Source organism: Streptomyces sp. NPDC000983 (assembly GCF_040299205.1).
Taxonomy (GTDB): domain Bacteria; phylum Actinomycetota; class Actinomycetes; order Streptomycetales; family Streptomycetaceae; genus Streptomyces.
On sequence record NZ_JBEPBM010000002.1, the window covers coordinates 20766 to 45389 of the forward strand.

19 protein-coding genes and 5 tRNA genes are annotated in these 24624 nt (G+C 70.9%); 13 read left to right on the plus strand and 11 right to left on the minus strand.

Annotation, left to right across the window (positions count from 1 at the left end):
• Position 1 precedes the first annotated feature (1 nt).
• The 4 genes from ABT296_RS02030 (at position 2) to ABT296_RS02045 (ending at position 4143) form a co-directional block, all read left to right on the plus strand.
• Positions 2 to 517, plus strand: coding sequence for a MarR family winged helix-turn-helix transcriptional regulator (locus tag ABT296_RS02030; protein ID WP_351922432.1), 516 nt, complete (start codon positions 2 to 4; stop codon positions 515 to 517).
• A gap of 144 nt (positions 518 to 661) precedes the next feature.
• Entirely contained in the window at positions 662 to 1432 is a 771-nt protein-coding gene (locus ABT296_RS02035; RefSeq protein WP_351922433.1) for a GTP cyclohydrolase II, read from the plus strand.
• A 100-nt stretch (positions 1433 to 1532) separates the two neighbouring features.
• Positions 1533 to 3740, plus strand: a complete 2208-nt coding sequence (locus ABT296_RS02040; protein ID WP_351922434.1) for an AbeC-like domain-containing protein — start codon at positions 1533 to 1535, stop codon at positions 3738 to 3740.
• A gap of 19 nt (positions 3741 to 3759) precedes the next feature.
• A complete protein-coding gene (locus ABT296_RS02045) occupies positions 3760 to 4143 on the plus strand; it encodes a DUF5955 family protein (protein ID WP_351922435.1) in 384 nt (127 codons plus the stop codon).
• 70 nt (positions 4144 to 4213) lie between these two features.
• Here ABT296_RS02045 and ABT296_RS02050 read toward each other — a convergent pair.
• From ABT296_RS02050 to ABT296_RS02070, 5 genes are all read right to left on the minus strand, one after another.
• Positions 4214 to 4286, minus strand: a tRNA-Lys gene (locus ABT296_RS02050).
• An 88-nt stretch (positions 4287 to 4374) separates the two neighbouring features.
• Complete coding sequence (locus tag ABT296_RS02055) at positions 4375 to 5925, minus strand: amino acid permease (protein ID WP_351922436.1); 1551 nt, start codon at positions 5923 to 5925, stop codon at positions 4375 to 4377.
• A 111-nt stretch (positions 5926 to 6036) separates the two neighbouring features.
• Entirely contained in the window at positions 6037 to 8172 is a 2136-nt protein-coding gene (locus ABT296_RS02060) for a DEAD/DEAH box helicase (RefSeq protein WP_351922437.1), read from the minus strand.
• A gap of 225 nt (positions 8173 to 8397) precedes the next feature.
• Positions 8398 to 8931: a hypothetical protein gene (locus ABT296_RS02065; protein ID WP_351922438.1), complete on the minus strand. Its 534-nt coding sequence runs from the start codon at positions 8929 to 8931 to the stop codon at positions 8398 to 8400.
• An 88-nt stretch (positions 8932 to 9019) separates the two neighbouring features.
• The gene (locus ABT296_RS02070) at positions 9020 to 9370 is read right to left on the minus strand and encodes a metallopeptidase family protein (protein ID WP_351922439.1); all 351 of its coding nucleotides are present in this window, start codon (positions 9368 to 9370) and stop codon (positions 9020 to 9022) included.
• An 84-nt stretch (positions 9371 to 9454) separates the two neighbouring features.
• Here ABT296_RS02070 and ABT296_RS02075 point away from each other — a divergent pair, with 84 nt between their 5' ends.
• From ABT296_RS02075 to ABT296_RS02105, 7 genes are all read left to right on the plus strand, one after another.
• Complete coding sequence (locus tag ABT296_RS02075) at positions 9455 to 11023, plus strand: metallophosphoesterase family protein (RefSeq protein ID WP_351922440.1); 1569 nt, start codon at positions 9455 to 9457, stop codon at positions 11021 to 11023.
• A gap of 80 nt (positions 11024 to 11103) precedes the next feature.
• Positions 11104 to 11176: transfer RNA gene (locus ABT296_RS02080), tRNA-Glu, on the plus strand.
• 37 nt (positions 11177 to 11213) lie between these two features.
• A tRNA-Asp gene (locus tag ABT296_RS02085) sits at positions 11214 to 11288 on the plus strand.
• Positions 11289 to 11312: 24 nt separating this feature from the next.
• Positions 11313 to 11386 (plus strand) — tRNA-Phe (locus tag ABT296_RS02090).
• Between the two features lie 116 nt (positions 11387 to 11502).
• Complete coding sequence (hrpA, locus tag ABT296_RS02095) at positions 11503 to 15447, plus strand: ATP-dependent RNA helicase HrpA (protein WP_351922441.1); 3945 nt, start codon at positions 11503 to 11505, stop codon at positions 15445 to 15447.
• Positions 15448 to 15542: 95 nt separating this feature from the next.
• A tRNA-Asp gene (locus tag ABT296_RS02100) sits at positions 15543 to 15617 on the plus strand.
• 248 nt (positions 15618 to 15865) lie between these two features.
• Positions 15866 to 16129: a DUF6274 family protein gene (locus tag ABT296_RS02105; protein ID WP_351922442.1), complete on the plus strand. Its 264-nt coding sequence runs from the start codon at positions 15866 to 15868 to the stop codon at positions 16127 to 16129.
• Between the two features lie 459 nt (positions 16130 to 16588).
• Here ABT296_RS02105 and bldC read toward each other — a convergent pair whose 3' ends face one another.
• The gene (bldC, locus tag ABT296_RS02110; protein WP_003949541.1) at positions 16589 to 16795 is read right to left on the minus strand and encodes a developmental transcriptional regulator BldC; all 207 of its coding nucleotides are present in this window, start codon (positions 16793 to 16795) and stop codon (positions 16589 to 16591) included.
• 528 nt (positions 16796 to 17323) lie between these two features.
• On the minus strand, positions 17324 to 18166 hold the full coding sequence (locus tag ABT296_RS02115) for a DUF8083 family protein (RefSeq protein WP_351922443.1): 843 nt from the start codon (positions 18164 to 18166) through the stop codon (positions 17324 to 17326).
• A gap of 219 nt (positions 18167 to 18385) precedes the next feature.
• Here ABT296_RS02115 and ABT296_RS02120 point away from each other — a divergent pair, with 219 nt between their 5' ends.
• Both ABT296_RS02120 and ABT296_RS02125 read left to right on the plus strand, forming a co-directional pair.
• A complete protein-coding gene (locus tag ABT296_RS02120; RefSeq protein ID WP_351922444.1) occupies positions 18386 to 19480 on the plus strand; it encodes a Leu/Phe/Val dehydrogenase in 1095 nt (364 codons plus the stop codon).
• A 296-nt stretch (positions 19481 to 19776) separates the two neighbouring features.
• Positions 19777 to 20034: a DUF3073 domain-containing protein gene (locus ABT296_RS02125; protein WP_351922445.1), complete on the plus strand. Its 258-nt coding sequence runs from the start codon at positions 19777 to 19779 to the stop codon at positions 20032 to 20034.
• 102 nt (positions 20035 to 20136) lie between these two features.
• Here ABT296_RS02125 and purM read toward each other — a convergent pair whose 3' ends face one another.
• The 4 genes from purM to ABT296_RS02145 all read right to left on the minus strand — a co-directional run bounded on the left by purM (position 20137) and on the right by ABT296_RS02145 (position 24617).
• Entirely contained in the window at positions 20137 to 21234 is a 1098-nt protein-coding gene (purM, locus tag ABT296_RS02130) for a phosphoribosylformylglycinamidine cyclo-ligase (protein WP_351922446.1), read from the minus strand.
• Positions 21235 to 21269: 35 nt separating this feature from the next.
• A complete protein-coding gene (gene purF, locus ABT296_RS02135; RefSeq protein WP_351922447.1) occupies positions 21270 to 22796 on the minus strand; it encodes an amidophosphoribosyltransferase in 1527 nt (508 codons plus the stop codon).
• Between the two features lie 57 nt (positions 22797 to 22853).
• On the minus strand, positions 22854 to 23750 hold the full coding sequence (locus tag ABT296_RS02140) for an META domain-containing protein (protein ID WP_351922448.1): 897 nt from the start codon (positions 23748 to 23750) through the stop codon (positions 22854 to 22856).
• 69 nt (positions 23751 to 23819) lie between these two features.
• On the minus strand, positions 23820 to 24617 hold the full coding sequence (locus ABT296_RS02145) for a maleylpyruvate isomerase family mycothiol-dependent enzyme (RefSeq protein WP_351922449.1): 798 nt from the start codon (positions 24615 to 24617) through the stop codon (positions 23820 to 23822).
• Positions 24618 to 24624: the final 7 nt, after the last annotated feature.

Sequence of the window (24624 nt, forward strand, 5' to 3'; positions counted from 1 at the left end):
CATGACGACCCGCTGGCTCACTCCCGAGGAGCAGCGCGCCTGGCGCGCGTACCTGGGTGCCACCCTCCTGCTGGAGGACGCCCTGGACCGGCAGCTCCAGCATGACGCCGGCATGCCGCACATGTACTACTCCATCCTCGCCAACCTCTCCGAGTCCCCGGAGCGGCGGCTGCGGATGACCGACCTCGCGGAACGGCTGAAGATCACCCGGAGCCGGCTGACGTACGCCGTGAGCCGGCTGGAGAAGGACGGTCTGGTGCGGCGCGAGGAGTGCCGGTGGGACAAGCGGGGCAGTGTCGCCGCACTGACGGAGGAGGGCATGACGGTGCTGGAGCGGACGGCTCCCGGTCATGTGGCCACGGTCCGGGCCGCCCTCTTCGACCACCTCACGCCGGAGCAGGTGGGCCAGCTGGAGGAGATCTTCGGCGGGGTCGCCCGGGCGCTCCAGGGCGGGGAGCCGGCCGAGGTGCCGTGGCTGCGCCGGTCCTCGCCGTGCGCGTCCGGCGAGGACGGCTGAACCCCGCCGCCGATCAGTTGCTTCAAAGTTCAAGCATGGGTTAGGGTCCGATTCCGAGGATCTGCTTCAAATCTGAAGCAGCAATCGAGGCGGCCGTCGAGGCAGCCATCCGAAGCAGAGAGCCCAGGACGACCGGAGACCCGCATGTCCGACCACCCCGCCGCCACTCCGCAGCCCCGCGTCCCCGCCGCGGCCTCGAACCCTCACGCTCCCGCCGCGACTGCCGACCTTCACGCCCCCGCCACGGCTCCGGACCTTCACGCCCCCGCCACGACTCCGGACCTTCACGCCCCCGCCGCGACCGTGCGCTCCCGCGTCCGGATACCGCTGCGCTTCGGCGACGGCTACGAGGTCGAGGCCGACGTGGTCACCTTCCACGGCCTCGCCGACGACCAGGAGCACCTGGCCGTCGTCCTCGGCGACCCCGGCCCCGCCCCCCTGGTCCGGCTGCACTCCGAGTGCCTGACCGGCGACGTCTTCGGCTCCGCCCGCTGCGACTGCGGCCCCCAGCTCCGCGAGGCGGTCGAGCGCATCGCCGAGCGCGGCGGCGTCCTGCTCTACCTCCGCCAGGAGGGCCGCGGCATCGGCCTCTACAACAAGCTCGACGCGTACGCCCTCCAGGACCAGGGCCTCGACACCTACGCGGCGAACGCGGCCCTCGGCCTGCCCGAGGACGCCCGCGACTACACGGCGGCCGCGCAGATGCTCCGCGCGCTCGGCATCGGCGAACTGGACCTGCTCTCCAACAACCCCGACAAATCAGACCAGTTGCGCGCGCTCGGCATCGCCGTCCGTGACCGCGTCCCCACCGGCGTCTTCACCACCGCCCACAACGTCCGCTATCTGCGCGCCAAGGTCCTCCAGACCCAACACACCCTGCCGCTGGCCGAGTTGGCGGAGCGCACGGCGGGCTGACCGGCCGCCCGCACCGCCCCGCAGACCCCTGGTGTGCAGCCGTTCGACTACGTAGAGTGCTGCGAGCGGGCCGTGACTGGGGGTTGCCATGGGGCGATTCGTGCGTACGGGACGGAGAACCGCGCTGCTGTGCGCGGGCCTTGTGCTGCTGGGCAGCCCCTGGCTGCGCGAACCGCTGCTGAGGCTCGACCCCGAGACACCGCTGCCGCGCTTCGTGCACCGCGCGCTGTTCGTCCCCTCCTGGGCCCTGTCCCCCGGCTCGGAGGGGCTGGCCGAACCCCTCTACCTCGCCGGCAACACCGCCCTGCTCGTCACCCTCGCCGGCATCGTGCTCGTACCCCGGGTGCTGACCGGCACCCCGGCCACCCCGGGCCTGCGGCAGTTGGCCGCACTCGGGGCGGGCATCGTCATCTCCCTCGTCGCCGCGGTGGCCTCCTGGGCCGTCCTGAAGGCCGAGGGCGAGGAGGCCCTGACCTTCTTCGGCGGCCGGCCCGACGAGGTGATCATCCGGTTCCTCGTCGACGGCCTGGTCTTCGGCGTGCTCCTGGGCGTGGCCCTGGGAGCCGCGTACGGCGGTACCCGCACCCGCGCGGCCAGGTCCCGCATCCGCGAACGGAGGAGCACCATGGCACTCCCCTCGCCCGAGGTCCCCGGCGGTGCCGTCGGCTCCACCGACGCCGACGACACCACCCGCCACCTGTGCGCCGCGGCCTACACCGACCCCGAGTTCAGCCGCCGCGTCGTCGAGGAGGTCCTGCGCGACGAACTCGGCGCCGTCGCCCCCTCCCCCGGCGTCGACCTCGTGCCCGTCGTACGGCACAGCCTGGCGGCCCGCCGATTACACCTGGAGCGCGACCGCGAACTCGCCGCCGTGTACCTCCTGACCGGCGCCTTCGGACCCCTGTGGCTGGTCTTCGGCCACCTCGCCCTCAAGGCGCTGGCCGCCGCCTCCCGGGCCCCGCGGCGCGCGGTACGCGGACGGGAACCGGTGGACACGGCGGCGGCCCTGCGCCGGCTGGCCGGCACGGGCGCCGGGGTGCTGCTCGCCGGCGTGCTGTTCTGCGTGTTCCTCTCCACGCTGCCGCTGTCCGGCCCGTGGAGCTGGCTGGCCGGCTCGTACGCGGGAGGCGTCCCGTCGCTGCTGGCGGTGGTCGGCGGGGGCGCCTGGGCGTTTTGGATCATGACGCGGGAGGAGCTGGAGGTCGACCGGCGGCTGCGCGAGGGCCTGCGCCGCGAGACCTTCGACGCCCGCACCGCCCCCGACGCCGGCGAGGCGTGGGCGGCCGCCGGGGTACGGGCCGTGGCCGAGGCGCAGACCGGCAACGTCACCGTCTACAGCGGCTTCTCCCCCTTCGTCGGCCAGGGTGTACGCCAGGCCCAGTGGGCCGTGTCCCTGCCGCTGCTGCCGGCCCGGCCGGGCGCCCCGCTCACCGCCTTCGACACCTGGGACGTCGTACGGCGGCTGCGCTCCCGGCTGCACGAGGCCGCCCTGCGGCACGCCGCCGAGCAGCCGCCCGCGGACGCCGGACCGAGCCTGGCGGCACTGGAACTGGAGGACCGGGTCTTCGTCAGCGGCGCCCGGATCGCCGACGACCGACGGCTGCTGCCCGACCCGGTGCGGGCCCCCGCCACCCGGCTCTCCGACACCGCCGTACGCGACATCGCCCTCGACCCGCAGGGCACCCCACGGCACTGTCTGGCCGCCCATCTGCCGCTGTGGGGCGGCGCGGTGGTACCCAGCCAGCTGCTGCACGTCGCCGTGGTCGGCCGGACCCTCCACCTGCACTGCGACCGCCACGTCCTCACCCCGCTGCGACCCGGCCCGCGCGACGTCGACCTGCTGCCCGCCGCCCTCACCCCCGCGCACCGCACCGGCCTGCTGCTGTCGGCGCTGCGGCGCAGCGACAGCGCCCTGTTCGGGGCGCCCCGGGCCGTGCTCGGCGACGCCCTGCGCGAGTGGGGGCGCCTCCGACGGCTGCGCCGCGAGTACGCGGCGGCGGGAACCGACCCCGCCTTCGACCGCGGGGCCCGCCTCAGCATCCGCGAGCACGCCATGGGCGACGAGTACCTCGATCACTTCCAACGCGTGGACGCCGAGCGGACGTTCGCCGCCCTCGACCGGCACGCCCTGGCCGCCGTACGGGACTTCCTGGACGAACACGGCGTCGACACCTCCGACTTCCGCACCCAGACGCAGACCATCCTCAACCACGGCGTCCTGCAGACCGGCGGGGTCAGCGTCGTGGGCAACCAGGCCGTCGGCCCGGGCGCCCGGGCCACCACCGAACCGGCGCCCGCACCGAAGTAACCGCGACAGGGAGAACCGGATGTCCCAGCAGCCCCCCGAGGGCGTCAACTTCGGCGTGCAGCAGTTCGGCGGCCAGAGCCAGGTCGCCAACCAGGCCGTGGGCCCCGGCGCCCGGGCCGTGGCGGGCCACGTCTCCTTCCAGTCCCTCACCGCCGACCAGCGCACCCTGATCGACGACCGGCTGACCCTGGTCGAACGCCTCCTGGACGAACACCGCGCCGCCCTCCCCGACCAGACCGCCCCCCGCGCCGAGCTGCGCCGCCTGCGCGAGGAACTGACCGACCCGGCCCCCGAGCCCGGAGTGGTCCACCGAGCCCTGACCCGCCTGACGGCCTTCGCCGAACCGATAGCCCCCCTGGCAGCGGCGATAACGGCCCTGACCGAGGCGATCCCGTCCCTGTGAACCGGCCCGCCCCCGGAAAACACCGCGGCGCCCGCCCCGGCCGAAGCCGGAACGGGCGCCACGTCGTCGGTAGGCCCTGTGGGACTCGAACCCACAACCAATGGATTAAAAGTCCACTGCTCTGCCAATTGAGCTAAGGGCCCAGGCGATGTTGCCTCCACGAGCATAGCCGGACGCGGCCGAGTCTCCGATCGGGTATCGGGGACACGGCCGTGTCCGGTGGGCGAAGGGTTACGGATCGACCGGTTCGGGCGCACCCGCGCGGGCCGCCTCACGGGCCCGGGTGCGCTCGTGCTCGGGGTTGAGGAACCAGTGCCGGGCCGAGACCCGCCACCAGGTGGCGGCGAAGCCGAGCACGACCAGGACGGCGACCGGGGCGTAGTTGAAGGTCTCGGCGGTCACCGGGGAGACCTGCGGCAGCATGAACAGGACCGTGATCACCCCGACCCACGCCACCGCCACCACGCCGATCGCCCGGGACCAGCGCCCCAGGTGCCAGGGACCCCGTTCGAAGTCCTCGCCCTTGCGCAGTCGCAGCAGCGTCGGGATGACGTACGCGATGTAGAGGCCGATCACCGCGATCGAGGTCACCGCCGCGTACGCGGTCACGTTGATCAGGTACGGCAGCCCCAGCACCAGTGCCCCGAGCGCGGCCAGCCACACCGCCGCCACGGGTGTCCGGGTGCGTGGGCTGACCGTGTGCCAGACGTGCGAGAAGGGCAGTGCGCCGTCGCGCGAGAAGGCGTAGATCATGCGGCTGTTGGCCGTCACGGAGGCCATCCCGCAGAACAGCTGCGCCCCGATCACGACCAGGAGCAGCAGCTTGCCCGCCGTCGCGCCGAGCGCGTCGAGCAGGATCTGCGCGGGCGGCGCGCCGGTCGGGGAGGCGAGGGCGCCGTCGTAGGACTGGATGGCGAAGGTGAAGCCGAGCAGAAGGACGAAGCCCGCGATCCACGACGTCCAGATGGACCGCACGATGCCCTTGGGGCCCGCCGTCGAGGCGTCGTGGGTCTCCTCCGTCATGTGGGCGGAGGCGTCGTAGCCGGTGAAGGTGTACTGGGCCATCAGCAGGCCCAGCAGGACGACGTACAGGCCGCTGCCCCAGCCGGTGTTGTTCACGAACTCGCCGAAGACGAAGGACGCCGACTGGTGCTCGTCCGGTACGAAGGTCAGGGCGCCGACGATGACCGCGACGCCGATGACGTGCCACCAGACGCTGACGCTGTTGAGCAGCGCCACGATCCGCACGCCGAAGGTGTTCAGCAGCCCGTGCAGGACCAGGATCCCGGCGAAGAGCAGGATCGTGCGGCCGGGTGTCACCTCGAAGCCGAACTGGAGGTTCAGGTAGGCGCCCAGGAAGGACGCGGCGCCGAAGTCGATGCCGGCGGTCACCGCGACCTGGCCCAGCACGTTGAACCAGCCCGTGAACCAGGCCCAGGCCGCCGCGGTCCGGGGCGGGGCCAGTCGGTGGGCCCAGAAGTACAGGCCGGCGGAGGTCGGGTAGGCCGAGCAGATCTCGGCCATCGCGAGGCCCACGAACAGGGTCATCAGGCCGACCGCGACCCAGCCCCAGGTGATCACCGCCGGGCCGCCGGTGTTCATGCCGAACAGATACAGCGTCAGACACCCGGAGAGCACCGAGATGATCGTGAAGGAGACCGCGTAGTTGGAGAACGCCGACATGCGGCGGGCGAGAACCTGCGTGTAGCCGAGCTGGGCCAGCCGTTCCTCGTCGGAGAGGGATCCCTCCGACGGCCCGCTCGTTCTGCCGTCATCTGTCATGTCCCCAGCGATTCCCCACCCGGGGGAGTGACATGCGTCACGCATGGCCAAAAAAGAAGGCCCGCACGACCGAAACCGTGCGGGCCACTCTCAGACGGGGTTCAGACCCGGTCAGCCGTTGCGCTTCCAGCGCGGCTTGTCCTCGCGGCGCTGGAAGGAGCCGCCACCGCGGTGGTCGTCACGACGGCCGTACGGACGCTCGTGACCACCGGTGCGGAAACCGGGGCGGTCACCCTGGCGGTCGCGGTTGAAGGGGCGGTCGCTGCCGCGGTGCCCGCCGCGCTCGTCACGGCGCTCGAAGGAGCGGCCACCACGGTCGTTGTCGCGGCGGAAGCCGCCACGGTCGCCACCGTCACGACGCTCGAAGGAACGACCCTCGTTGTCCCGGCGGAACCCACCGCGGTCGTTGTCCCGGCGCTCGAAGGAACGGCCCTCGTTGTCGCGACGCTCGAAGGAGCGGCCGCCACGGTCGTTGTCGCGACGGAAGCCACCACGGTCGCCACCCTCACGACGCTCGAAGGAACGCCCACCGCGGTCGTTGTCGCGGCGGAAGCCACCACGGTCGCCACCGTCACGACGCTCGAAGGAACGACCCTCGTTGTCACGACGCTCGAAGGAACGGCCACCACGGTCGTTGTCCCGGCGGAAGCCACCACGGTCGTTGTCACGACGCTCGAAGGAACGCCCACCGCGGTCGCCGTCACGACGGTCGTCCCGACGCTCACGACGCTCGTACGTCGACGGGGCCTCGCCCCGCTCGGCGTCCTGCGCGTCCGGCTGCTCCGGGACCGCGACCTCGGCCGCGGCCACCGCCGCCTGCGCCTCGGCCACCGCCGCCTCCGGGTCCTCGCCGCGCTCACGCGCCACGCGGGCCACCAGGCGGTCCGACTCCTCGCGCAGCTCCGTCGCACGACGCTGCGCACGCTCCAGCTGCTTCGCCAGGTGCGCGACCTCACGCTCGGCCTGCTGCGCCGCGTTGCCCGCGGACTCCGCCTGCACCTCGGTCATCGACCGGGCACCGGTGATCTCGGCGACCTCCGGGTCGAACGCGGCACCGCCCTGGATGATGTGACGCCCGGCGTCGACGCCCGCGTCCTCCATCAGCCGGAAGATCTGCCGGCGCTGGTGCGGCAGGGACAGCGACACCACGGTGCCGGTACGGCCCGCACGCGCCGTGCGGCCCGCGCGGTGCAGGTAGTCCTTGTGGTCGCCGGCCGGGTCCACGTTCAGCACCAGGTCGATGCCGTCCACGTGGATACCGCGGGCGGCCACGTCGGTGGCGACCAGGACGTTGACGTAACCGTCCTTGAAGTCCGCCAGCGTCCGCGTCCGCGCGCCCTGCGTCATACCGCCGTGCAGCGCGTCCGACTTCACACCCGCGTCGCGCAGCTGCTCGGCGACCCGGTCCGCGCCCAGCTGGGTACGGACGAAGATGATCGTCCGGCCCTTGCGGGAGGCGATGGCCGCCGTGACCGGCGCCTTGTCCTTGGGCTTCACGATCAGGATGTGGTGCGACATCGTCGTGACCGCACCCTGGGCCGCGTCGACCTCGTGCAGGACCGGGTCCTTGAGGTACCGGTCGACGAGGGTCTTGATCTCGTTCTCCATCGTCGCGGAGAACAGCATCCGCTGACCGCCCGCCGGAACCTGGTCCAGCAGCTCGGTGACCTCGGGCAGGAAGCCCAGGTCGGACATCTGGTCGGCCTCGTCGAGAACGGCGACCTGGACGTCCTGCAGGGAGCAGGCGCCGCGGTTGATGATGTCGCGCAGCCGGCCCGGAGTGGCCACCAGCACGTCCACGCCGCGCTCCAGGGCGTAGATCTGGTTGCCCATCGACGTACCGCCGCAGACGACCTTCATCTTCAGGCCGAGCTGGTCGCCGTAGGGCTGGAGGGCGTCCGCGACCTGCATCGCGAGCTCACGGGTCGGGGTGAGGATCACGGCGCGCGGACGGTGCTTCTCGGTGCGTCCGCCGGACAGACGCGCGAGCGTCGGCAGGCCGAACGACAGGGTCTTGCCCGAGCCGGTACGACCGCGGCCCAGGATGTCCTTGCCCGCCAGCGCGTCCGGGATGGTCGCGGCCTGGATCGGGAAGGGGGTGGTCACGCCGTTCTGCGCCAGCTTGCGCACCACGGCCTCCGGCAGACCGAGGTCCGCGAAGGTGATCTCGGGAACGGCCGACTCCTCGGCGTTCTCGGAGGAGGTGTTCTCGGGCAGGACGACCTGATCAGAACTGGAAATGGACATGCGTATGCGAAACCTTCCGGAGTCTCGTCGGCACGCGCCCGTCAACTCCGTGTTTCGCTACACGACCGCCTCTATGCGGTCCGCCACGGCAAGGGAGAGTACGCGCCACACGGCGCGCTCTGCATCGGCGCCGGGCAAATGGGATCAAACGATCTACCACCATACGCACCCCCCACCCCCCAAGGCAAACCAAGCCGACTAGACGTAGGTCACACCCCCGGCCGGCTAGGCCGGCGCGCCCGCCTCGGGAGCCGGCTCCAGCGGCCCCAGCTGCGGCCCCGCCTCCCCGTGGGCCGACGAGGACGGCTCCGCCACCGTCGGCTCGGGAGTGACCGTCGGCTCCACCGGGGTCGGCGTGGGCGTGGGCTCCGCCGGAGTCGGCGTGGGCGGCGCCTTCGTCGGCTCCCCCGGCCCGCCCGGCTGCTCCGACTCCCCGGGCCGGCCCGGCGCCGAGGCGTCCCCGCCGGGCCCCTCGGACGCGGACGCCGAGGGGGACGCGGACTTCCTGCCCTTGCCCTTGCCCTTCTCGGCCTTCCCGTCCTTGCCCCGCTCACCGTCCGCGGCCCCGTACCCGTACCCGGGACCACCGCCGGACACCGCGCGGCCCCCGCCCGGCTCCTCGGCACCGCGGTGCCCCGCCGAACGCGAGGGCTTCACGTCCCCGTCGGAACCGCCGTCACCCACGCTCATACAACCCGCGGCGGCGGCGACGGCCACCGCCGTGACGGCCAGACGGACAGGAACACGCAAGGGGCGCACGGGCAGCCACCTCCGATGAAGGCACAGGAGTCAACCTCACCAACTCCCGCCGCCCACAAGAGGACACGCGCCCCACCTCGCCCGGCCCTCAGCCGTACCCCAGCGCGTGCAGCCGGTCGTCGTCGATCCCGAAGTGGTGCGCGATCTCGTGCACCACCGTCACCTCGGTCTCCGCCACCACGTCGTCCCGGGACTCGCACATCCGCAGGGTCGGACCCCGGTAGATCGTGATCCGGTCCGGCAGCACCCCCGCGTACCACTCACCGCGGTCCGTCAACGGCGTCCCCTCGTACAGCCCCAGCAGCTCCGGATCGTCCGCGGGCGGCTCGTCCTCCACGAACACCGCCACGTTGTCCATCAACCGCGTCAACTCCGGCGGGATCCGGTCCAACGCCTCGGCGACCAGTTCCTCGAACTCCTCGCGCGTCATCTCCAGCACACCGCCATTCTGCGACACGGACCACCCGCACGAGACCCCCGTCGCCCCGGCATATCGCCCCCCGCACTTGGGCATACGCGACCAATGGTCCCCGTCCCCGCCGCACTGCGCACCCTCACCCACCGGATACGACGGACCCCCCACACCCCGCGCCGGACGCCCGGCCCCGCCGGACTCGCGCCGCGGCCGCGCCCCTGGGCACGGGCCCTCGGGCTCGTCGGTGTCGTCCTGCTCGGCGCCTGGCTCGGCCTGCTGACCGTCGGCAACGTCCCCGTCTCCGTCGGCCCCATGAACACCACCATGACCCTGCGCCCCTCGTTCACCGGCGGCACCAAGATCAACGTCTCCCCGCTGGGCGCGCTCCGGCTCGACAGCCACACCGCGCCCGTCCGCCTCGACGTCAACGTCGACCAGCTGGACCCCGAGCGCTCCCAGGCCCTCGTCGACCACCCCGAACGCCTTTCCGGCCTCCAGGACGAGGTCGCCCAGGACATCGCCCGCGGCACCCGCGAACTCGCCCTGCGCTCCTGCGTCGCCGTCGTCACCGGCGCCACCGCACTGGGGCTCGCCGTCTACCGCCGCCCCCGCCGCGCCCTCGGCGCCGGCGGCCTCGCGCTCACCCTGCTCGCCGCCTCCGGAGCCACCGCGGCCGCCACCTGGAACCCGGACTCCGTCCTCGAACCCAAGTTCTCCGGCCTGCTCTCCTCCGCGCCCTCACTGGTCGGCGACGCCCGCAGCATCGTCACCGAGTTCGACGTCTACCAGAAGGAACTGGCCCGGCTGGTCACCAACGTCACCAAGCTCTACGACGCCACCTCCACCCTCCCCGCCTACCGGCCCGACCCCACCACCATCCGCGTCCTGCACGTATCCGACATCCACCTCAACCCCGCCAGCTGGAAGATCATCGCCTCGCTCGTCGAGCAGTACCGGGTCGACGTCATCGTCGACTCCGGCGACACCATGGACCACGGCAGCGCCGCCGAGAACGGCTTCCTCGACCCCATCGAGGACCTCGGCGCCCCCTACGTCTGGGTCCGCGGCAACCACGACTCCATGACCACCCAGCGCTACCTGGAGAAGCTGGACAACGTCCACGTCCTCGACGACGGCCGCGCCAGGACCGTCGCCGGACTGCGCTTCGCGGGCATCGGCGACCCCCAGTTCACCCCCGACCGCACCGCCCGGCCCGGCGCCGGCGCCTCCCAGGAACTGGCCGGCGCCCGGCTCGCCACCGCCCTGCGCGACCAGCAGGCCGCCGGCACCCCGGCCGACGTGGCGATCGCCCACGAACCCGAGGCGGCCCGCGGCGTGGACGGCGAGGTCCCCCTGGTCCTGGCCGGCCACATCCACCACGACGAGACGGAGGTCCTGGAGCGCGGCACCCGGCTGCGCGTCGAGGGCTCCACCGGCGGCAGCGGCCTGCGTGCGATCGAGGGCAAGTACCCCGACCCCATCGAGACCTCGATCCTCTACTTCGACCGGGACACCCGGCGCCTCCAGGCCTGGGACGAGATCGAACTCGGCGGCCTCGGCCTGACCACGGCGGAGGTCAGCCGCCACCTGCCGGAGGAGAACCACCCGGGCGTCACCCCGCCCCCGACGCCCGCCCCCACGCCGTCCCCGTCACCGCCCTCGTCCCCGTCCCCGTAAACCGTTTTGGCGATCCCTCCCGCCATCCCATATGCTTCTCACGTCCCCGACGCGCTGGAAAGCGCGCAGGCGGGCCGATAGCCCTCATCGTCTAGCGGCCTAGGACGCCGCCCTTTCAAGGCGGTAGCACGGGTTCGAATCCCGTTGGGGGCACGCAGTACGGTGTGCGACACTGTCGTACGCACAGCAAGGTCCTGTGGAGCAGTTTGGAGTGCTCGCCACCCTGTCAAGGTGGAGGCCGCGGGTTCAAATCCCGTCAGGACCGCTGAGGTTTCCCCGGAAGCCTCGTGGCTGGGTAGCTCAGTTGGTACGAGCGATCGCCTGAAAAGCGATAGGTCGCCGGTTCGACCCCGGCCCCAGCCACAACGAAGGCCCCGATCTCCGGATCGGGGCCTTGTTGTTCGTCAGGGCGGCTCGGGCGCCGGGCCCGGCAAAAGCGTTCGCCAGGAATTTGGCCGGGATGAGATCCTGGATCGCGTATGTCTACGCACCCTGCCCCCGCCCTCGGCGCCCTCGCCCCCCGTCTGACCGAGCTGTCGCTGCGTGACGCGCACCGGCTCGGTCGGCGGCTCGAGGGCGCGCGCAAGATCCGTAAGCCGGAGGCCCGGGCCGCCGTCCTCGTCGACATCGAGGCGGAGGTCGTCCGGGCCGAGGAGCGGATGGGGGTGCGGCGTGCCCGGGTTCCGGCCGTCCGGTACCCCGAGCAGCTGCCGGTCAGCCAGAAGAAGGACGACATCGCGGCCGCCATCCGTGATCACCAGGTGGTCATCGTCGCCGGTGAGACCGGGTCCGGCAAGACGACCCAGATCCCCAAGATCTGCCTGGAGCTGGGCCGTGGGGTGCGCGGCATGATCGGGCACACCCAGCCGCGCCGGATCGCGGCGCGCACGGTGGCCGAGCGGGTGGCCGAGGAGATGGACACCCCGCTCGGGCAGGCCGTGGGCTGGAAGGTCCGCTTCACCGACCAGGTCAACCAGGACGCCACGTTCATCAAGCTGATGACGGACGGCATCCTGCTGGCCGAGATCCAGACCGACCGCGAGCTGCGCGCCTACGACACGATCATCATCGACGAGGCGCACGAGCGGTCCCTGAACATCGACTTCCTGCTCGGGTACCTGGCGCAGTTGCTGCCCAAGCGGCCGGACCTGAAGGTCGTCATCACCTCGGCGACGATCGATCCCGAGCGGTTCTCCCGGCACTTCGGGGACGCGCCGATCATCGAGGTGAGCGGGCGGACGTATCCGGTGGAGGTGCGGTACCGGCCGCTGCTGGAGGAGGACTCGGCGGACTCGGACCGGGACCAGATCACCGCGATCACGGACGCCGTCGAGGAGCTGATGGGCGAGGGGAAGGGCGACATCCTCGTCTTCCTCTCGGGCGAGCGGGAGATCCGGGACACCGCGGACGCCCTGGAGCGGAAGAAGTACCGGTTCACGGAGGTCCTGCCGCTGTACGCGCGGCTCTCGCACGCCGAGCAGCACCGGGTGTTCCAGCCGCACACCGGCCGCAGGATCGTTCTGGCGACGAACGTCGCCGAGACCTCGCTGACGGTGCCGGGCATCAAGTACGTCATCGATCCGGGTTTCGCGCGGATCAGCCGCTACAGCCATCGCACCAAGGTGCAGCGGCTGCCGATCGAGCCGATCTCGCAGGCCAGCGCGAACCAGCGCAAGGGCCGGTGCGGGCGGACGAGCGACGGCATCTGCGTCCGGCTGTACGCCGAGGACGACTTCGAGGGGCGTCCGGAGTTCACGGACGCGGAGATCCTGCGGACCAACCTGGCCTCGGTCATCCTGCAGATGACGGCGGCCGGGCTCGGGGACATCGAGAAGTTCCCGTTCATCGACCCGCCGGACCATCGCAACATCCGCGACGGTGTGCAGTTGCTCCAGGAGCTGGGCGCGCTGGACCCGGCGCAGAAGGACGTCCGCAAGCGGCTGACCGAGACGGGCCGCAAGCTGGCCCAGTTGCCGGTGGACCCGAGGCTGGCGCGGATGGTGCTGGAGGCGGACCGCAACGGCTGTGTCCGCGAGGTCATGGTGATAGCGGCCGCGCTGTCGATCCAGGACCCGCGCGAGCGTCCCGCGGACAAGCAGGCGCAGGCCGATCAGCAGCACGCCCGCTTCAAGGACGAGACCAGTGACTTCCTGGCGTACCTGAACCTGTGGCGGTACGTGCGGGAGCAGCAGAAGGAGCGCGGTTCCAGTTCCTTCCGGCGGATGTGCAAGCAGGAGTACCTGAACTTCCTGCGGATCCGTGAGTGGCAGGACATCTATCTGCAGTTGCGCACGGTCGCGAAGCAGATGGGGATCGAGCTGAACGAGGAGGACGCCCCGGGCGACCGGGTCCATGTGTCCTTGCTGGCAGGCCTGTTGTCCCACATCGGGATGAAGGACGTGAAGGACGGCGCCAAGAACGAGTACCTGGGCGCCCGCAACGCGAAGTTCGCGGTCTTCCCGGGTTCGGCGCTGTTCCGCAAGCCGCCGCGGTTCGTGATGTCGGCGGAGCTGGTGGAGACCTCGCGGCTGTGGGCGCGGGTCAACGCGAAGATCGAGCCGGAGTGGGTCGAGCCGCTGGCGGAGCACCTGCTGAAGCGGACGTACAGCGAACCGCACTGGGAGAAGGACCAGGCGGCGGTGATGGCCTTCGAGAAGGTCACGCTGTACGGGGTGCCGATCGTCGCGCAGCGGAAGGTGAACTACGGGCGAATCGACCCCGAGGTCAGCCGCGAGCTGTTCATCCGCAACGCGCTGGTCGAGGGCGACTGGCGTACGCATCACAAGTTCTTCGCCGACAACCGCCGACTCCTCAGCGAGGTCGAGGAGTTGGAGCACCGGGCGCGGCGCCGGGACATCGTGGTGGACGACGACACGCTGTTCGACTTCTACGAGCAGCGGGTGCCCGAACATGTGGTGTCGGGGGCGCATTTCGACTCGTGGTGGAAGCACAAGCGGCACGAGCAGCCGGACTTCCTGGACTTCGAACGGGCGATGCTGATCCGCGAGTCGGCGGAGGCGGTCACCAAGGCCGACTACCCGGACTCGTGGCGGCAGGGTCCGCTGAAGTTCCGGGTGACGTACCAGTTCGAGCCGGGTGCGGACGCGGACGGCGTGACGGTCCACATTCCGTTGCAGGTGCTGAACCAGGTCACCGACGAGGGCTTCGACTGGCAGATCCCGGGGCTGCGGGAGGAGGTCGTGACGGAGCTGATCCGTTCGCTGCCGAAGCCGGTGCGCCGGCACTACGTCCCGGCCCCGAACTTCGCGAAGGCGTTCCTGGAGCGCGCGGTGCCGTTGCAGGAGCCGTTGACGGTGACGATGGCGCGTGAGCTGAAGCGCATGGTCGGGGTGCCGTTCGAGGCGGAGGACTTCGACTGGGCGCGGGTGCCGGAGCATCTGCGGATCACGTTCCGGATCGTGGACGAGCGGCGGCGCAAGCTGGCGGAGGCCAAGGACCTGGAGGCGCTGCGGCTGAGGCTCAAGCCGCGGGCGCGCGAGGCGCTGTCGCAGGCGGCCGCGGCGACGGCGTCCCGGGAGGGCGGCGAGTCGCTGGAGCGCAAGGGTCTGACCGACTGGTCGATCGGGACGCTGACGCGGGTCTTCGAGACGCGCCGGGCCGGCCAGCCGGTGAAGGCGTACCCGGCGCTGGTGGACGACGGCGACACCGTGTCGGTGCGGCTGTTCGACTCCGAGGCGGAGCAGGCGCAGGCGATGTGGCGGGGCACGCGCCGTCTGGTGCTGCGGAACATCCCGGTGAATCCGGGGAAGTTCGCGAGCGATCGCCTCTCCAACGCGCAGAAGCTGGCGCTGTCGGCGAACCCGCACGGTTCGGTGCAGGCGCTCTTCGACGACTGCGCCATGGCGGCGGCGGACAAGCTGATCGGGGACTTCGGCGGACCGGCGTGGGACGAGGAGTCGTACCGGAAGCTGTATGACCGGGTGCGGGCGGAGATCGTCGACACGACGGTGCGTACGGTCGGGCAGGTGCAGCAGGTGCTGTCGGCGTGGCAGGCGTGCGAGCGGCGTCTGAAGGGCGTGCGCAGCGCGGTGCTGCTGGCGAATCTGACGGATGTCCGCAAGCAGCTCGACGCGCTGGTGAAGCCGGGGTTCGTGACGGCGGCGGGGGTGGCCCGGCTGCCGGACCTGATGCGGTACCTGGTGGCGGTGGACCGGCGGCTCCAGCAGATGCCGGCGAACGTGCAGCGCGACACGACGCGTATGGAGAAGGTCCACGAGATGCAGGACGAGTACGCGTGGCTGCTGGAGCAGATGCCGCAGGGGCGTCCGGTGCCGCGGCAGGTCCTGGACGTCCGCTGGATGATCGAGGAGCTGCGGGTGAGCTATTTCGCGCACGCGCTGGGCACGGCGTACCCCGTCTCGGACAAGCGGATCGTGAAGGCGATCGACGCGCTGGCACCGTGACGGAGGCTGTACGGACGGTGAGTTCGACCAGGACACCCGGGGTCCTGTACAGTCTCATCTCGCAGCGCAACGCAGGAATGAGCGCCGCGAAACCTGGTCCTGTGGAGCAGTTTGGAGTGCTCGCCACCCTGTCAAGGTGGAGGCCGCGGGTTCAAATCCCGTCAGGACCGCATGAATGAAGGACCCGGGTCATATGACCCGGGTCCTTCTGCGTGTGCCCGCGTACCGGCTGGCACGGAAGGGTGCCGTGGGGCGCTCGGGGCGCGTGGGGCGCCTCCTGGGGGCGACAGGGATCCGACAGGGGCGTGACAGGGTGCGTCGAGGCCCGGCGAGGCGCCTCGCGCCGTCTTGACGGCGTCACATTCGCTCGGTACCCAGAAACCAGGGCCCAATCTCCGTAGGCCCCTGGAGGTGGCGTATGGCGGCTTCGGCTAGGCACGAGACGCGGGCGTTGCTCCGCGCGCACCTGTCGGCCGCTTCCTCCTACCGGCATCTCACCCGGCACTGTCCGATCTGCCATCAGCTGCTGCGGCTCGCGATGGACTCGGCGCCGGCCGCGGGCCGGCCGTCGGCCGGCCCCGTCGAGCCGGACGAACCGCCGGCGCCCGTGACGGCCACGGCAGCCGCCCCGCCCCCGCCGTCCGCACTCCCCGTCGAGGACGAGACCCCGTCCCCCGCGTGACTCGCGGGGCGGCCCCCGATCCCCAACGCCCCTGCCGCCAGGGCGTGCTGGAAGGCACGGCTCCACTAGCGCACATACGCCAGAGGCAACAAGCTCCCCGGCATGTGACGGGTGTCACCGCATGACTTTTGGAAACCGCGGTACTTACACCTGTCCTACAACTGGTCAATTTAATATGTGCAATTGCACTACCCCGGGGGCCGGACGCACAGGAGATCCGACACCCCTCCCCAGGCTCCGACAAGGCCACACACAGACCGTCCGGCAAGCCCGCGTCCGCGCACAAAAAAGATCGCGCTGGACCCGGCGGAGTCCAGCGCGATCTACGACGCACCCTGTCAGTTGCCTGAAGCCCTGGGCGTGAGCCCTGTTGGGGCAGGGCCCTCGTCGCTTGGAGCTATGGGTTCGGACGCCTCGGCGCGTTGGGGGACCCGCCGAATTGTCCGGTTATGAAGTTGTTCAGGCCTCGCTGCGCTGCTGCGGGATGCCCGCGAGCAGAGCGCGGACCTCGGCCTCGCGATAGCGGCGATGCCCGCCGAGCGTACGGATGGATGTGAGCTTTCCGGCCTTCGCCCACCGCGTGACCGTCTTGGGGTCGACGCGGAACATGGTGGCGACCTCAGCCGGGGTCAGCAGCGGCTCGGCATCAGGGGTGCGAGCGGTCATGAGCGGCCTCCTCGGGAGAACCGAACCTTCTCGGTTCTTTCCTCTAAATTCTGCACCTTGACCCGCGTTGCCCGAAATGGCGGACGCGAGTCGAGTCGGTTATAGGACGAACGGCTTGTCCTCGGCACTACAACTACACCATCTGTCCAGCCGCGTCGGCCAAACCGATGGAATTGCCCCTCCAGGTGTTCATCAGCGACGGAAGCCGATGGACCATGCCATAGCGGACAGTCACGCCACTGTGACGATCAGTCACAGGGCGATCAGGAGTCATCAGACCCCCCAAAGCGTGCAATGCGAGCAGAGTCCTCCCCGGACTCCTTGTCCTATTTTGGCATGAGGGTGGGGAAGGGACGCAAGAGCCGCGTAAGTGCGGTCCATCACGCTTGACACACCTTGCGGCGAAAGCCCGGATCGGGTTCTACGTCCGATGTTGACGGAACTTCAAGAACCCCGGGTGCACCAGAAGGAGGACCAAACCCCAAAACGGGCTTCCGGTCAAACACCGGTTCGTGACCTGGCTCACGGTCAGTTGGCCGACCGGCGTGCGCGCACCGACCGCCACCGCTCCACCAGCCGCCCGTACGCCACCCCCGCGGCCGCCCCGTCCCCGGAGCGCAGCGCCGCGATGCCCTCGGCCACGTCGGCGGCGGAGTGGTCGTCCTCCAGCGCACCGGCCGGCAGTACGTGCACCAGGCCGCCGTAGTCGAGTTCGACCAGGGAGCGCGGATGGAACTCCTCCAGCCAGCGCCCCACGTCCACCAGGCCCTCCACCAGGGGGCCTTCGCCGACGGTGTCCTTCAGGGTCCGCAGGGCCCGGGCCACCCGGCGGCGCGCCTGCACCATCGGCGTCCGGTACCGCAGCATCGGCGGGACCTCGCCGGTGCCCTCGTCGTAGCGCCGCTCCTCGTCGGAGACGAGGACGAACCAGTGCAGCGGCACCTGCCAGGTCGCGGTGCGGATCCAGGGCCGGGCGTCGGGGTTGCGCCCCAGCCAGCGCTCGTAGTCCTGGGCGGCCTGCATGCGCAGCAGCGCCGGGAGCACCGCGTCCAGCACCGCGGGCGACAGCTCCTCGCCGAGGTCCTCCAGCGCCTGCCAGCCGCGCAGCCGGGTCCGCCACGGGCAGACGCAGACCACGCCGTCGGCCTCCAGCACGAACGCGTCCAGGCTCTCGTGCACGGGCACCGGGACCGGTGGGGTGGGCAGCAAGTCGGCCAGGGCGCGCCGCAGTTCGTCCTGGTACGAGGGCCGCTCGGCGAGCCGGGCGTATCGCGCCCAGTGGCTGCGCTCGGGTTCGGGGAAGGCGGCCAGCGGCTCGTAGACGCGCAAGTAGACCGCGTACGGGACGATCAGCGAGGACACCTTGGGCACGCCTGCTCCATCCCCCGCCGTCCGCCGGGAAAAACTGAGAAACCCGCTCACAAAGACGCGGGAAAACTATGCAAATCGTCGCACGGGGGTGCTCCGGGAGTAGGTGATCCTGAGCACGTCGAGGTGGCGGGGCGCCCCAGGCTCTAATCTCTTGCTCACAGTTCCCGCCACCCCAGGGAGCTGCTCCCGATCGCCGCTACTTACCCAGGAGTCACCACAGTGACCGACGTAACCGACGGCGTCCTGCACACCCTCTTCCACTCGGAGCAGGGCGGACACGAGCAGGTCGTGCTCTGTCAGGACCGCGCCACCGGCCTCAAGGCCGTCATCGCCATCCACAGCACCGCGCTGGGCCCGGCCCTCGGCGGTACGCGCTTCTACCCCTACGCGACCGAGGAGGAGGCCGTCGCCGACGCCCTGAACCTCGCGCGCGGGATGTCGTACAAGAACGCCATGGCCGGTCTCGACCACGGCGGCGGCAAGGCCGTGATCATCGGTGACCCGGAGCGGGACAAGACCGAGGAGCTGCTCCTCGCCTACGGCCGTTTCGTGGCCTCCCTCGGCGGGCGCTACGTCACCGCCTGCGACGTCGGCACCTACGTCGCCGACATGGACGTCGTGGCCCGCGAGTGCCCGTGGACGACCGGCCGCTCCCCCGAGAACGGCGGCGCCGGCGACTCCTCGGTGCTCACCGCCTACGGCGTCTACCAGGGCATGCGGGCGTCCGCCCAGCACCTGTGGGGCGACCCCTCGCTGCGCGGCCGCAGGGTCGGCATCGCCGGGGTCGGCAAGGTCGGTCACCACCTGGTCGAGCACCTGGTCGCCGAGGGCGCCGAGGTCTTCGTGACCGACGTCCGCGAGGACGCCGTCCGCCGGATCACCGAGCGGCACGAGGGCGTCACCGCGGTGGCCGACACCGAGGCCCTGATCCGGATCGAGGGGCTGGACGTCTACGCCCCCTGCGCACTCGGCGGCGCCCTCAGTGACGACTCCGTCCCGGTGCTGACCGCCAGGGTCGTCTGCGGCGCGGCCAACAACCAGCTCGCCCACCCGGGCGTGGAGAAGGACCTCGCCGACCGCGGGATCCTCTACGCCCCGGACTACGTGGTGAACGCGGGCGGTGTCATCCAGGTCGCCGACGAACTGCACGGCTTCGACTTCGAGCGGTGCAAGGCGAAGGCGGCGGGCATCTACGAGACCACGCTCGCCATATTCGCACGTGCGAAGGCGGACGGGATTCCGCCGGCCGCCGCCGCGGACCGGATCGCCGAGCAGCGGATGCACGAGGCCGCCGCGGCCCGCCGGGCGGGCTGATCCGAGCCGTCCGGACATTTGTCCGGTACCCGCCGACGGGCACTTAGAGAGAACTCTCACGTCCGTCGGCGGGTCGCCCGCCCAGAAGTAGTTAAAATCGCGGTTGACCAGCGGGTACGGGGCGACTCGAGGGTTGTGGGCTCAGGCACGTGCTGCGGGCGACGTACCGTATGCGCGTGGGCTCAGGTACCGTGGAAGCCCTACGGGCCGGTCTCTCTGCGGAGAGTCCGTTCCGGATCATGAACGCGTGTCAAGACTCTGGGGCCGTCGAGCCCCGTCACCGAGGGGGTCGAGCCATGGGGCGCGGCCGGGCCAAGGCCAAGCAGACAAAGGTCGCCCGCCAGCTGAAGTACAACAGCGGCGGGACTGACCTGTCGCGTCTGGCCAACGAGCTGGGCGCTTCGACTTCGCATCAGCCGCCGAACGGCGAGCCGTTCGAGGACGACGACGAGGACGAGGACGACCCGTACGCGCAGTACGCGGATCTATACAACGACGACGAGGACGATGAGGACGACGAGTCCGGTCCCGCGTCGCAGCGCCGAGGCGCTTGACGACTCTGCTGTGCTCGACCCGGTCCGAGGCGGTCACCGCCGCCGGACCGGGTTTTGCGCTGCCCTTCGAGCGTCTGCCTTTCAGCGTCCGCCTTCCGGGCGTCAGCCGGCGTAGTCGCCCACCAGCTCCGCGCCCGTGGTGTGCTCACCGCGGTCCGTGATCTCACCGGCGACCCAGGACTCGACCCCGCGGTCGGCCAGGGTCGCGAGGGCGGCGTCCGTGGACTCCTGCGGCACGATCGCGATCATGCCGACGCCCATGTTCAGGGTCTTCTCCAGCTCCAGGCGCTCGACCTGGCCCGTCCGGCCGACGAGGTCGAACACGGGGGCCGGGGTCCAGGTGGAGCGGTCCACGACGGCGTGCAGCCCGTCGGGGATCACCCGGGCCAGGTTGGCGGCGAGGCCGCCGCCGGTGATGTGCGAGAACGCGTGCACATCGGTGGTCCGGGTCAGCGCCAGGCAGTCCAGCGAGTAGATCTTGGTGGGTTCCAGCAGCTCCTCGCCGAGGGTGCGGCCGAACTCCTCGATCCGCGCGTCCAGGGCCAGGCCGGCCTGGTTCAGCAGGACATGCCGGACCAGCGAGTACCCGTTCGAGTGAAGACCGGAGGCCGCCATGGCGATCACCGAGTCACCCGTACGGATGCGATCCGGGCCGAGCAGGCGGTCCGCCTCGACCACGCCCGTACCGGCGCCGGCGACGTCGAAGTCGTCCTCGCCCAGCAGGCCGGGGTGCTCGGCCGTCTCACCGCCCACGAGGGCGCAGCCGGCCAGGACACAGCCCTCGGCGATGCCCTTCACGATCGCGGCGACCCGCTCGGGGTGGACCTTGCCGACGCAGATGTAGTCCGTCATGAACAGCGGCTCGGCGCCGCACACCACGATGTCGTCCATGACCATCGCCACGAGGTCGTGGCCGATGGTGTCGTAGACGCCCATCTGACGGGCGACGTCGACCTTGGTGCCGACGCCGTCGGTGGCGGAGGCGAGCAGCGGGCGCTCGAAGCGCTTGAGGGCGGAGGCGTCGAAGAGACCGGCGAAACCGCCGAGGCCGCCGAGGACCTCGGGGCGCTGGGTCTTCTTCACCCACTCCTTCATCAGCTCCACCGCGCGGTCGCCCGCCTCGATGTCGACGCCCGCGGCTGCGTAGCTGGCACCGGTGCCCGCGTGCGGAGCGCGCTGATCAGACTCAGCTGAAGACATGACCTTGAGAACCTTCGTGTCGTACTACGGGGGCTTTACGGGCGGCGGATCGCGTCCGCGGCGGCCGTGGCGGCCGGCCCGGCGGCCAGCTCGGTCTCCAGGAGCTGCTTGCCGAGCAGCTCGGGGTCCGGGAGCTCCATCGGGTACTCGCCGTCGAAGCAGGCGCGGCAGAGGTTCGGCTTGTCGATGGCGGTGGCCTCGATCATGCCGTCGATGGAGATGTACGCCAGGGAGTCGGCGCCGAGGGAGGTGCCGATCTCGTCGATGGTCATGCCGTTGGCGATGAGCTCCGCGCGGGTGGCGAAGTCGATGCCGAAGAAGCAGGGCCACTTCACGGGCGGGGAGGAGATCCGGATGTGGACCTCGGCGGCGCCGGCCTCACGGAGCATGCGGACCAGGGCGCGCTGGGTGTTGCCGCGCACGATGGAGTCGTCGACGACGACCAGGCGCTTGCCCTTGATGACTTCCTTCAGCGGGTTCAGCTTCAGGCGGATACCGAGCTGCCGGATCGTCTGCGAGGGCTGGATGAACGTACGGCCGACGTACGCGTTCTTCACCAGGCCGGCGCCGAACGGAATGCCGGACGCCTCCGCGTAGCCGATGGCGGCGGGGGTGCCGGATTCCGGAGTCGCTATGACCAGGTCGGCCTCGACCGGGGCTTCCTTCGCGAGCTTGCGGCCCATCTCCACACGGGAGAGGTACACGTTGCGGCCGGCGATGTCGGTGTCCGGGCGGGCGAGGTAGACGTACTCGAAGACACAGCCCTTGGGCTTCGCTTCCGCGAATCGCGAGGTGCGCAGGCCGTTCTCGTCGATCGCGATGAACTCGCCGGGCTCGATCTCGCGGACGTAGCTGGCGCCGCAGATGTCCAGGGCGGCGGACTCCGAGGCGACGACCCAGCCGCGCTCCAGGCGGCCGAGGACCAGCGGGCGGATGCCCTGCGGGTCGCGGGCGGCGTACAGGGTGTGCTCGTCCATGAAGACGAGCGAGAAGGCGCCCTTGACCTGCGGGAGGATCTGATGGGCGGCTTCCTCGATGGTCAGCGGCTTGCCGTCGTCGTCCGCCTGGGCCGCGAGGAGCGCGGTCAGCAGGTCGGTGTCGTTGGTCGCCGCCACACGCGGGGTGCGGCCCTCCTGCTTGGGCAGGTCGGCGACCATCTCGGCGAGCTGGGCGGTGTTGACGAGGTTGCCGTTGTGGCCGAGCGCGATCGAGCCGTGCGCGGTGGCACGGAACGTCGGCTGGGCGTTCTCCCAGACGGAGGCGCCGGTGGTCGAGTAGCGGGCGTGTCCGACCGCGATATGACCTTGGAGCGATCCGAGAGAGGTCTCGTCGAAGACCTGGGAGACCAGTCCCATGTCCTTGAAGACGAGGATCTGGGAGCCGTTGCTGACCGCGATTCCCGCGGATTCCTGGCCCCGATGCTGGAGGGCGTAGAGCCCGAAGTACGTGAGCTTTGCGACCTCTTCGCCCGGAGCCCAGACACCGAAGACGCCACAAGCGTCCTGGGGGCCCTTCTCGCCGGGAAGCAGATCGTGATTGAGTCGACCGTCACCACGTGGCACGGCTCCGAGTGTAGGCGAGATCGACCACTGGTCCGAATTCGCTGGGAGTGGGCTTTCTTACTTCTCCGCGGCCCCCGCCTTGGCGATCAAGCCCTGCCCAGGGGGGTTGGTGAGCGTCAGGGTCCGGTCTTTCTGCTGGTAGGACACCTTGCCGGACAGGATGTCGATCATCGCCCGCTCGGTCTTCATCGCCGGGCCCTCGCACAGCATGCGGGTGGTGGACAGACGTCCGAAGTCGATGACGCCGTCCTTCACCGTGGCCTCGCCGCGGAACTTGTTGCACCCGAGGCTGCCGCTCACCGTGCCGTCCTCGGCGAGGGTGAAGTGGACCTCGACACCCTTGGGGAGGGACTCGGCCGTCTTGCCCTGGGTCAGGGTGTCGACGGTCCACTCGGTGCCCGTCAGCGCGGGCTCGGGTTCGTTCTTCACGGGTCCCTCCTTCAGGGTGATCGAGTCGCCGTCACCCCTGGTCAGGGTCAGGGTCCTGGTTCCGTCGCGCCCCTGGACGTCCGCCTCGAGAGTGCCGGTGAACACGCTCAGGAACCGCTCCTCGAACTTCTGGACCGGGCCGGGGCAGCCCATCGCGGTCGAGCCGAGGTCGGTGATCCGTACCGTGTCGCCGTCGACGGTGACGTCGGCGCCGAAGCCGTTGCAGCCCACGGTGCCGCCGGACCGGCCGCCGCCCATGCCGGGCTCGGTGGTGCCGGGCTTGAACACGATGTGCGCCTCGTCGACGCGGAACTCCTTCACATCCGTCGGCAGCGCGTACTCCCTGCCGTCCACGGTGACCCGCTGCGGCACCCAGCGGGTGTCCGCGATGGCGGCGTCCTTCTTCGTCTTCCCTCCGTCGCCGACCGCGCCGCTGTCGCTGCCGGACTCCGTGCCGCAGGCGGCCAGCAGGGCCATGCCGGTCAGGGCCGCGGCGGTGTACTTGGCATGTGTCGTCCGCTTCATGTCCCTTCGACGCACGAGGCGGGTGTTGGGTTCGGTGTCGTTACCGCTCCGTTGTGCCGTGCCGGCCGATCAGCTCATCAGGGGCAGCAGACCGCCGAGGTCGGCGCGCTCCCCGCTCGCCCGGACCTCGGCCTCCTCCAGGGCCCGCTTCCACTCCAGCCGGCCGGTCGCCAGCCTGATCCAGGTGAGCGGATCGGTCTCGACGACGTTGGGCGGGGTGCCCCGGGTGTGCCGGAGACCTTCGACGCACTGCACGACGGCGTACGGCGGGATCCTCACCTCGGTCGAGCCGCCGGGCGCCTTCACGGCGAGCGCGTCGGCGAGGAGGCGGGTGCAGGCGGCGAGGGCCTGCCGGTCCTGGGGCACGTCCAGGCCCGGTACCGCGGCGTTCAGGTCGTCGGTGTGGACGACGAGCTCCACGACGCGGGTGACGAGGTAGTCGGCGAGCGGCAGGGCCCCGGCGTTGGTCCGCAGCAGCCTCGTGCCCGGGTGGGTGTCGAGCTGTTCCTCCAGGGTGTCGGCGACGTCGGCGAGGTAGGCGTCGAGGTCCGGGTGGTCGTGGACCACTCCCCTGGTGAACTCGTCGATCGCGGCGGAGTTCACGGCGGTGGCGAACGGCCAGTCCAGCAGCACGGCGTCCGGCTTGGCCGGCTCCGGCAGATCGAGCGCCCGCCCGATGGCCGTCACCGCCATCCCGATGTGCGCGACCAGCTCCCGCACCGTCCACGCCCCGAGCCGGGTGGGCAGCGCGAGCTGCTCGGCGGAGAGCCCGCGCACGGCGTCCTGGACATGCCCGAGCTGTCCGAAGACGGCGGCACGGATCTTGACGGGGTCGTAAGTACGGGCGCGCTTCTTGGCAGGAGGCATGCGATCA

Coding starts and splice junctions, on each gene's coding strand:
- ABT296_RS02030 (WP_351922432.1), top strand. CDS start 2: ATGACGACCCGCTGGCTCACTCCCGAGGAGCAGCGCGCCTGGCGCGCG.
- ABT296_RS02035 (WP_351922433.1), top strand. CDS start 662: ATGTCCGACCACCCCGCCGCCACTCCGCAGCCCCGCGTCCCCGCCGCG.
- ABT296_RS02045 (WP_351922435.1), top strand. CDS start 3,760: ATGTCCCAGCAGCCCCCCGAGGGCGTCAACTTCGGCGTGCAGCAGTTC.
- ABT296_RS02055 (WP_351922436.1), bottom strand. CDS start 5,925: ATGACAGATGACGGCAGAACGAGCGGGCCGTCGGAGGGATCCCTCTCC.
- ABT296_RS02060 (WP_351922437.1), bottom strand. CDS start 8,172: ATGTCCATTTCCAGTTCTGATCAGGTCGTCCTGCCCGAGAACACCTCC.
- ABT296_RS02075 (WP_351922440.1), top strand. CDS start 9,455: ATGGTCCCCGTCCCCGCCGCACTGCGCACCCTCACCCACCGGATACGA.
- hrpA (WP_351922441.1), top strand. CDS start 11,503: ATGTCTACGCACCCTGCCCCCGCCCTCGGCGCCCTCGCCCCCCGTCTG.
- ABT296_RS02105 (WP_351922442.1), top strand. CDS start 15,866: ATGGCGGCTTCGGCTAGGCACGAGACGCGGGCGTTGCTCCGCGCGCAC.
- bldC (WP_003949541.1), bottom strand. CDS start 16,795: ATGACCGCTCGCACCCCTGATGCCGAGCCGCTGCTGACCCCGGCTGAG.
- ABT296_RS02125 (WP_351922445.1), top strand. CDS start 19,777: ATGGGGCGCGGCCGGGCCAAGGCCAAGCAGACAAAGGTCGCCCGCCAG.
- purM (WP_351922446.1), bottom strand. CDS start 21,234: ATGTCTTCAGCTGAGTCTGATCAGCGCGCTCCGCACGCGGGCACCGGT.
- ABT296_RS02140 (WP_351922448.1), bottom strand. CDS start 23,750: ATGAAGCGGACGACACATGCCAAGTACACCGCCGCGGCCCTGACCGGC.
- ABT296_RS02145 (WP_351922449.1), bottom strand. CDS start 24,617: ATGCCTCCTGCCAAGAAGCGCGCCCGTACTTACGACCCCGTCAAGATC.